The organism is Photorhabdus khanii NC19, from assembly GCF_000517265.1.
GTDB classification, from domain to species: domain Bacteria; phylum Pseudomonadota; class Gammaproteobacteria; order Enterobacterales; family Enterobacteriaceae; genus Photorhabdus; species Photorhabdus khanii.
In genome coordinates this window covers 390,659-400,173 of sequence record NZ_AYSJ01000017.1, presented here as the reverse complement: position 1 = coordinate 400,173, position 9,515 = coordinate 390,659, and the positions used below count along the sequence as shown (strand labels likewise).

Annotated in this window: 7 protein-coding genes (1 of these 7 cut by a window edge); 1 reads left to right on the top strand and 6 read right to left on the bottom strand. The window is 42.4% G+C overall.

The annotated features are described in order from the left end of the window. Positions 1 to 787, top strand: a 787-nt coding sequence (locus tag PTE_RS22540; protein ID WP_036850982.1) for a BPSS1780 family membrane protein, incomplete at its 5' end; no start/stop codon positions are given. A gap of 336 nt (positions 788 to 1,123) precedes the next feature. Here the strand turns inward: PTE_RS22540 and PTE_RS22535 are convergent. From PTE_RS22535 to PTE_RS22510, 6 genes are all read right to left on the bottom strand, one after another. Then, entirely contained in the window at positions 1,124 to 3,247 is a 2,124-nt protein-coding gene (locus PTE_RS22535) for a M48 family metallopeptidase (protein ID WP_036850980.1), read from the bottom strand. A gap of 335 nt (positions 3,248 to 3,582) precedes the next feature. Then, the gene (locus PTE_RS22530; RefSeq protein WP_036850979.1) at positions 3,583 to 4,143 is read right to left on the bottom strand and encodes a rhomboid family intramembrane serine protease; all 561 of its coding nucleotides are present in this window, start codon (positions 4,141 to 4,143) and stop codon (positions 3,583 to 3,585) included. Positions 4,144 to 4,544: 401 nt separating this feature from the next. Next, complete coding sequence (serS, locus tag PTE_RS22525; protein WP_036850977.1) at positions 4,545 to 5,834, bottom strand: serine--tRNA ligase; 1,290 nt, start codon at positions 5,832 to 5,834, stop codon at positions 4,545 to 4,547. A 104-nt stretch (positions 5,835 to 5,938) separates the two neighbouring features. Further along, positions 5,939 to 7,282, bottom strand: a complete 1,344-nt coding sequence (locus tag PTE_RS22520) for a replication-associated recombination protein A (protein ID WP_036850973.1) — start codon at positions 7,280 to 7,282, stop codon at positions 5,939 to 5,941. Positions 7,283 to 7,290: 8 nt separating this feature from the next. After that, entirely contained in the window at positions 7,291 to 7,902 is a 612-nt protein-coding gene (lolA, locus tag PTE_RS22515; protein ID WP_036850972.1) for an outer membrane lipoprotein periplasmic chaperone LolA, read from the bottom strand. A gap of 71 nt (positions 7,903 to 7,973) precedes the next feature. Then, positions 7,974 to 9,515 carry the 3' end of a DNA translocase FtsK 4TM domain-containing protein gene (locus tag PTE_RS22510; RefSeq protein WP_036850970.1) on the bottom strand. The gene runs 1,719 nt beyond the window's last position, so the window shows 1,542 of its 3,261 coding nt (coding positions 1,720-3,261); its start codon lies beyond the right edge, outside the window — the gene reads right to left on this strand; its stop codon occupies positions 7,974 to 7,976.

The window sequence follows — 9,515 nt, the reverse complement described above, 5'->3', positions numbered from 1 at the left end:
CTTAAGTTTTAATCCCCAAGCAACATCTGGCAATCAGGAGGTGTTTATTCCTGGTGGTCAGTCACTCGATGGGGAAAATGGGATAAAATGGATTGGTCAGGCATGGAATCTCGTCAAAAGTAAATTGGGTATGTGGATACTGCTTAACATTGTCTATTTAACTATTGTGTCTGTTCTCCAGTTTATTCCTCTCCTTGGGATATTTGCCGGGATTCTGAACCCAGTATTTCTTGGTGGTATTATTGCCCTGTGTGAGAAGCAAAGAACTACCGGAAAATTTGAGCTAGGGCTGTTGTTCAATGGATTCCAGAAAAATTTTGCCGCGCTGCTTGGCGTTGGTGCTTTGTCATTTGGTATTATGCTCCTTGGTATTATCGCAATGCTTATAATCGGCGGTAGTGGAATGATGAACATTCTATTAGCCAGCCAATATGATGAGCCTTCAGTTGATATATTCCAAAATGGTATGTCCTCGTTATTTCTTGGAGCCGTTGTTCTGATAATCTTCTGCATCATTGCTGCTGCTTTAACCTGGTTTGCACCTGCCTTAATCGTTCTCCATAATTTGAAATTGGGTGCCGCCATATCAATGAGTTTAGAAGCAGTGAAAAAGAATTTACTGTCTGGTTTATTATTCTTTACCATGATGACAATCATATTCATAATCTCTATAATTCCTTTCGGCTTAGGTCTTTTAATCTCTATGCCGTTAATTTTGGCTAGTTATTATTCATCTTACCGCAGCATTTTTATCGGTAAGGAGAAATTATCCATTTTAGTTAGCTAAAAGATACATCTATTTTTTACCAAATCCAGTAATTTGATTTTCAGTAAATGAGTAAATAATAGAAATGTAAAAGAACACCTCCTGAGAAGGTAATGCTGTTCGGTTAAGATACCTTGAACAGCTCCGCATCTTTGAAATAATTCAGAGAATCCCCTCTTCTCTGGATTATTTTATGCTCCAGCAGGATATTGAACTGGTCATTGAGGTACTGGGCTCTCCTTTTTCCGGTACGAAATTGATCCTTTGTTGAAATGGAAATAACCATACGAAATTCAAAAATCAGTGATTATATCCATTATTACCAGCCCGTTATCATAAACGGGCTGTTAGTTGTCATTAATCAAATTGATGCTGATTCAAAGCATGTTGTGCATGAGCCGCTTGAAGATAGTTGTGGATCATTTCAATGACTTTTTCATCAGATATTTTTTTGCCATTGGCTTTCAATGTTCCCCCAAAGCTATAAAAGATACGGCGTTTTTTCTTCTTCAATTTACCTCCGCCTAATCGCTTTTTAGGCGTCATATCTGGCAGAGTGGCATTGTCTGCCAGCTCCAGTGTTAATGTACTGACTTTAAAGAAAAAAGAATCAAACATCATGTAATTGAAATCAATAATATTATGCAAAGGATAAGGTGTCTGAAAATCAGAGCCACTGATTTTTGTTGGCTCCAAAATTATCATGCTGTTTTTACAGCGTTTATAGATGATAATTGCAAATAACAAACAAAGTAAGTTCACTAAGATAATTACAGAGGAGATTGAAAGTATTCCCAATATATTCTCTGAATGAGTTCCTTCTATAATGAAAGACAAAAGGAATCCACTGCCCACAATAACCATGAAGGTAAGAGTCAGAATAAACATAAGATTACGTTTACTGGATACGGTCAATGTGGTGGCTTCAGATGACACCGCCACCTGCTCCTCCCAAATTTGTTTCTGCTCTTGATAATACTCGCCAATTTCACCTGACAGGTTTTGCGTCAGTTCCATCGAAAGCGCTTTAGCATCGGCAAACAGATCATCAATATTATCGTAATATCCTGCTTCAACCGGACGCGAAGCATAATCCAGCAATTCCTGATCTATTAGTTGCTCTAGTGCTTCAATACGTGATTTGGTTGTTGGATGGGTATCCGTTGGGTGAGTAAACTCATTTTCCAAGAACTGACCTGCATCAGGAATGCCGTTTTCGCGCAGGTTATCAATAATGACAGGCAACAAATCATCGGCTTTCAATGTACCTTCAAACAACGCTGACAATTGCTTGTTAACTGCCTCGCTCACCGCAGAAATACGTAGCAGAGAGCTAGAAATAGCTTGAGTACTACTCAATCTGACACCCACAGCATCGGCGGCATATTCACGGATACGGCTCCAATGATTAACCGCAAAATCAAACTGTTGGATGAAGAAGATACCCAAATAAATGGAAGGACTCATAACCAAACGGCTATAGTAATCTTCTCCATCCTTGACGTTACTGATCATCACATCAATGCTGCGGCTCATGCCTGCATAGATCGGTGAAAAATGGAGACTGTAGGTGGTATCTTCACCAGTAAAATGCCCTAATTCATGGCCGATCACCGCAGCGGATTCTTCACGGCTCAACAATGCTCCGTAGATTAGCGGGAAGTATAAGGTACGACCTTCAAGCACCTGTTCATTGTTGATGCAGACAGGGTAGGAAGTTACAAAGAAACATTCCGTCAAACCGACAACAATATTGTCTGGTGGCGCTGTACCGACTTGTTCAGCTAATTCATTGATCCATTGCCATAGGCCGGGTGCTTCCTCTAGAGTCACGGGTTTTCCCATCAAATGGGAAGCTGAAGGGGAAAACATAGCAAAACAGTGTTTGAGTTTCGCAATACCCTTAATAATGCACCACAGGATTGCCAATGCTGCCATACCTGCAATAGCAACAATTTTTACCCCGCCACCCCTCATTTCAAAATTATTAATAAACCAAAGTATTTCATAGCTGATCAGGGAAAAAATACTGAGGCCAATCAATGTCATCTGCCCAACAAGAATAAAGGGTAGTAACCGACGACAGCGATCAAATACCTTCAATAATTCATCACGGGATTTGCGGGCCACAATACCACTGCGCATACACAATAAGATCGCGGATCCGCCTAACAACAGTGATAATACACCACCGCCAATCGTTCCTAGATCCAGAATTGATTGAAACTCATTGAATGTGACTTCTTCGCTGCTAAGTATCTCATTTGTTTTATTAAGGATTTGATTGGCGGTAAAAGAAGTGCCGTTGATTTCCATTGTAACGTTGGGATCGGTTTTCAACAACTGTGTCGCTTCGGCATGTAAAAATTTGATACCGTTGAGGGCTTCAGTCAGTTCACTGGTTCGGTAATATTGCCAACCACCATAACAGCTTAATATTAATGGCAGAACAAGTAACCAAAGGAAGAGTCTATTACGCATTGAATATATCCTGTTTATACTCTTATTGACGTTATATTATTTGCTTTTTTTTAAGCATAAATTATAAAGTCTTGTTTCATAAAAATAAATTTTATTGCTCTGTTTGAAACAGAGTTAAATTGAATTCTGTTGAATGATATGGAATACGACTCTTAATTCAGAAATGAGATCATGATTAAAAGTCGCAATATTATATTCCTAAATATCCCAAGTTGTCATTCTACTTTGAATGGTAATTTATTCTTGGAGTAAAGGTAACTAAGTCTATTTTCTTACTGTTTATATTAATGAATATCTGAAAATGGGGATAATCTACTATCCCCAGTATCATAAAACTAATGGCCTGTTATTATCCATTTCTTTGACAACCAAGAAAAAATCAGCCCAGATATCGCGCCAAAAATATGTCCTTCCGTTGAAATATCCTCTTGCCACGGTAACAGGCCAAATACGATCCCACCGTAGTACACAAATACCAGAATCGCAAAGAAGAAATCTTTTGTTCTTCTCAGGAAAAAGGCGTTAGCCAGCAGTAATCCCCATAGGCCAAAAATCCATCCACTGGCACCAATATGAATAGCAGTGCGTCCAAATAACCAGACTAATGTTCCTTCCACAAAGATAATAAACAGGCTGGCTAGTACATAATAACGAATGGAGTGTGTCATAAGTAACGCACTCAGTACTAATAATGCGGGGAGATTGCTAAACAAGTGCTCCCAGTTACTATGTAGGAATGGAGACAGTGGAATGCCAATTAATCCTTGAGCATATCGGGGAATAATACCGAAATTACTTAGTGCGCCACCGGTTAAAGTATCAAGCAATTGGGTTATGATCAGTATTACTGCTAATCCTATTAGAATACGAAGGTGTTGTTTTAGCCATATTTTCACTGGATTGTTGCCTTATAATTTATTGTAAATCAAAACGAATTTTGCTTTCAAATAAAGGTGTTATGATCAAAGTTGGCACCACCATATCCTGAAAGTTTGGAATTTAACAATTTTGATGTGAGAGCTAAATTCGATTCTGGCACAATAAATTTGATTTGGTCATTAAAAAAATTATATATCAAATTGATAATTTATTAGAGTTGTATCCTTTATGTCAATAAAATTAAATTTTCGTTTTTTTGTTACCACTAAGTAATTAGTTGATTTAACTTAAAGAATGCTACGGATCACAATACTATAATGTAATTTTATTCACTCTGGGATAATTCCTCTTTAGGAGGTGGCTTAAGGTTGAAAATAAAAAAGCGCCAAATTGGCGCTTTTCATTAACACAATAATAATCAACCGATATATTCTAAACCGCCCATATATGGACGTAATACTGCTGGAATTTCAATGCGGCCATCGGCTTGCTGATAGTTTTCCATGACAGCAACCAAAGTACGGCCAACAGCCAAACCAGAACCATTCAGGGTATGCAGCAGTTGAGTCTTCTTATCGTCTTTGCCACGGAAACGCGCCTGCATACGGCGAGTCTGGAAATCCCACATGTTAGAACAGGAAGAGATTTCACGGTAAGTATTCTGAGCTGGTAACCACACTTCCAGATCGTAAGTTTTACATGCACTAAAGCCCATATCACCCGTACACAGTAAGACCTTACGATAAGGGAGGTTCAGTAATTGCAACACCTTCTCTGCATGACCGGTCAGCTCTTCAAGCGCATTCATTGATTCGTCAGGATGAACAATCTGGACCAATTCAACCTTATCAAACTGGTGCATCCGGATCAGGCCACGGGTATCACGGCCATAAGAACCCGCTTCTGAACGGAAGCACGGTGTATGAGCCGTCATTTTCAGTGGCAATTCACTTTCATCCAGAATCTCACCACGAACCAAGTTCGTTACCGGTACTTCAGCCGTCGGGATCAGCGCGTAATGGCTCGCTGCTTCCTCTTCCAAAGGTTTAGTATGGAAAAGATCTTCACCAAATTTCGGCAACTGCCCCGTACCATATAAGGTGTCATGGTTAACCAGATAAGGAACATAAGTTTCCAGATAACCATGCTGCTCGGTGTGAAGGTTCAGCATAAATTGCGCCAAAGCACGATGCAGACGGGCAATCTGCCCTTTCATCACCACAAAGCGCGAACCGGTCAGTTTAACAGCAGCGGCAAAATCCAAGCCATTCGCCAGTTCACCTAATGAAACATGATCTTTGATTTCAAAATCATATTTATGTGGTTCACCCCAGCGGCTCACTTCCAGATTATCATTCTCATCTTTACCTATTGGTGCAGAGTCGTCTGGCGTATTAGGAATACTTAACACCAAATCGCGGATCTCAGCCTGAAGTTTTTCCAGTTCGGATTTCGCTGTATCCAACTTCTCACCTAACTGGTTCACTTCCTGACGTAATGGATCAATATCTTCACCACGGGCTTTTGCCGCACCAATAGTTTTCGATCGGGAATTACGTTCTGCTTGCAGGGTTTCAGTTTCAACTTGTAAAACTTTGCGGCGCTCTTCTTGTTTGCGCAGCGTATCCACGTCAAGGGTGTAGCCCCTGCGAGCCAGTTTTTCGGCGACTGCGTCTAGCTCATTACGCAGTATGTTTGGATCGAGCATGCTTGTCCTATGCTTGTCGTTATTAAGTTAGATGATGTGAATAGACCCACAAGTTTATGGGCCATAAGATATTTTTACCCGTCAACCTTACCGCAACAGCAACATCAGCGATAGCGTTTTATCGGGCTATTTTGATCCTGTTCAGCAAGCCAGGCGAGTTTATCGCCTATTTTTCCTTCTAAACCTCTATTAGCCGGCTGATAATAGCGGGTTTCCCGCATTTCAGACGGAAAATAAACTTCACCGGCAGCGTAGGCGTTAGGTTCGTCATGAGCATAGCGATATTCTTCACCAAGCCCCATCTCTTTCATCAATTTTGTCGGCGCATTACGCAAATGTGCAGGGACATCATAGTCAGGCTTTTCCCTTGCATCAGCCAGCGCTGCTTTAAACGCGGTATAAACAGCATTGCTTTTCGGTGCACAAGCAAGATAAACGATCGCCTGAGCAATTGCCCTTTCACCTTCCGCTGGCCCAACTCGGGTAAAACAATCCCATGCGGCGATGGCGACCTGCATTCCCCTGGGATCCGCATTGCCAACATCTTCCGAAGCAATAGCCAGTAAACGACGGGCAACATATAGCGGATCGCCACCCGCGGTAATAATTCGGGCATACCAGTAAAGCGCAGCGTCAGGCGCAGAACCGCGCACAGATTTATGTAATGCTGAAATTAAATCGTAATAACGATCGCCTTTATTATCAAAACGGGCACTGCGCTCTCCGCTAACTTCATTCAATAGCTCCGGTGTCAAAACCCGTTGTCCCCGAGCATTGGTTTCTGCCATATCCGCCATCATTTCCAGCAAATTCAGTGAACGACGGGCATCACCAGAAACCAGCTCTGCAACCATGTGACGAGTGTTTTCCGGCAAAACAATATCCTGACCATGATAACCACGCTCTTTATCCTTCATGGCTTGATCAAGCACTTGTTCAATCTCTTCTATCGTCAATGATTTAAGCAGATAAACCCGCGCCCGTGAGAGTAATGCGGAATTCAGCTCAAAAGAGGGGTTTTCTGTCGTAGCACCAATAAAGGTAATCGTGCCATCTTCAATATGTGGCAGAAAAGCATCCTGTTGGCTTTTATTAAAACGATGTACTTCATCAACAAATAAAATAGTTCTGCGCCCTGCATTCCGGTTTTGACGCGCTTTTTCAATAGATTCACGTATTTCTTTAATACCGGAAGTGACCGCAGATATGCGTTCAATATCCGCCTTCGCGTAATATCCAATAATTTCAGCTAATGTTGTTTTCCCCGTTCCAGGCGGCCCCCATAAAATCATGGAGTGCAGTTGCCCCGCCCGAATAGCTCTTGGCAATGGTTTTCCTTCAGCCAGTAAATGCTGCTGGCCGATATATTGCTCTAATGTCACCGGCCGCATACGCGCGGCCAGTGGCTGGAATTCATTTTGTGAAAAATCGAGTGACAGGTTGCTCACTTAAAACCTCACTGGCGCTGATCATCCAGCGTAATGCCTTTCGGTAATGTAAAACTGAACTTTGCCGCATCCACATGGGTATTTTGCTGCCCTTTTAATTGATAGATACTTTTTTGTCCATCCTGCTCAACAGCCGAGAATTTCTGGATAGTGCCATCAGCCGTTACAGTAATAAAAAAGCGCTTCAAATTGCCATTGATATTATTCGGCGTCAGTTCAAAATCATTCCCTTTCTGGCTGATTTTATATTGAGACCAATCTTTAGCATCGTTACGGGTAATAAGCATAAATGGCGTGTTGCCAGTGGCATCTTTCAGCCAGTTGGCCGTTACCTGCTCAACAAACGGATTATAGAACCACAACGTTTTACCATCCGAGACCAAAACACTTTCATCAGGTGATGTCATATGCCAGTTAAACAGGTTTGGGCGTTTAACCCACAATTGACCTTCACCTTGCTGAATTGTTGCACCATCATCACTGGTTACTGTCTGAGTAAAGCTGGCATGAAAACTATTTACTTTGTCTAAACGTTCCTGCAAATCCTGGCTGGCATTTGCCCATGCGGAACTGATACCCATGCCAGCCATCAAACAACCCATCAATATTAGCTTCTTCATGTAAGAGATACCTTTACTCAGCGTTATTACCCGGTGTATTTGTTATCGGAATTGTCCGAGTTTAAAATTAATTATCCGCGCTCATGTGGCGGTGGTGCCAATACTCCACGATTGCCATTATGGCCTGGAGCACTGACAATCTGCTGTGCTTCCATCTGCTCTACAATCCGCGCAGCACGGTTATAACCAATACGGAACTGACGTTGTACACCAGAAATCGATACCCGCTGTTTTTCAGTAACGAATTCAACAGCCTGATCGAACAAGGCATCCAGTTCTTCATCACTGTCAAGACCTAAGCCACCTTCAGCATCATCACCACCACTGAGGATACTGTCAACATACTCAGGACGACCACGGGCTTTCCAGTCATTAACGACTTCATGAACTTCCTGATCCCGGACAAATGCACCGTGAACACGCACCGGGATAGAGGAGTTTGGTGCTAAGTAAAGCATGTCCCCCATTCCTAAAAGAGATTCAGCACCACCTTGATCAAGGATCGTGCGGGAATCAATCTTACTGGAAACCGTAAAGGCAATACGGGTTGGAATGTTAGCTTTAATCAGGCCGGTAATAATATCGACAGATGGACGTTGAGTCGCCAAAACCAGATGAATACCGGCAGCCCGGGCTTTCTGCGCCAAGCGAGCAATCAATTCTTCTACTTTTTTGCCAACGGTCATTATCAGATCAGCAAATTCATCTACCATGACAACGACATAAGGCTCTTTTTTCAGCACAGGATGAGTGATATCCATGCTGTCGCCAGGTTTCCAGAATGGATGAGGAATGGGGCGGCCCATCTCTTCCGCCTGTTTAACCTTTTCGTTATAACCAGCCAGATTACGTACACCCAACGCGGACATCAGTTTATAGCGACGTTCCATTTCATTAACACACCAGCGCAGTGCATTCGCTGCGTCTTTCATATCAGTAACAACTTCAGTCAACAGATGCGGAATGCCTTCATAAACCGACAATTCCAGCATTTTCGGGTCAATCATGATAAAGCGGACATCCTCCGGTTTTGCTTTATAGAGAATGCTGAGGATCATGGCGTTGACCCCAACAGATTTACCCGAACCGGTTGTACCCGCCACCAGCAAGTGAGGCATTTTGCCCAAATCAGCGACAACCGGCTGACCACCAATATCTTTACCCAGCACAATTGTCAGTGGCGATGGATTATCGCGGAATTTTTCGCAATCCAATACTTCACGCAAATAGACCGTCTGACGTTTTCTATTCGGCAACTCCAGACCAACATAGGGTTTACCGGGAATAACTTCAACAATACGTACCGCTACCGCAGACAAAGAACGCGCTAAGTCTCTTGATAAGTTGGAAATACGTGATGCTTTAACACCGGGAGCCAAATCCAATTCAAACCGGGTAATCACCGGACCTGGCGAGGAACCAACCACATCAGCTTTAACCCGATAATCACTCAGACGTGCTTCAATCAAACGGGAAGTTTGCTCAAGGGCAAACATATCAACTGGTTCCTCTTCTGCCAGCGGGCTGGCTAACAGATCAAGCGAAGGCATTGGCGTCGTTGGTTTTGGTAATGATTGATCATTACGAACCAGAAATGGATGAAACAAGCTATC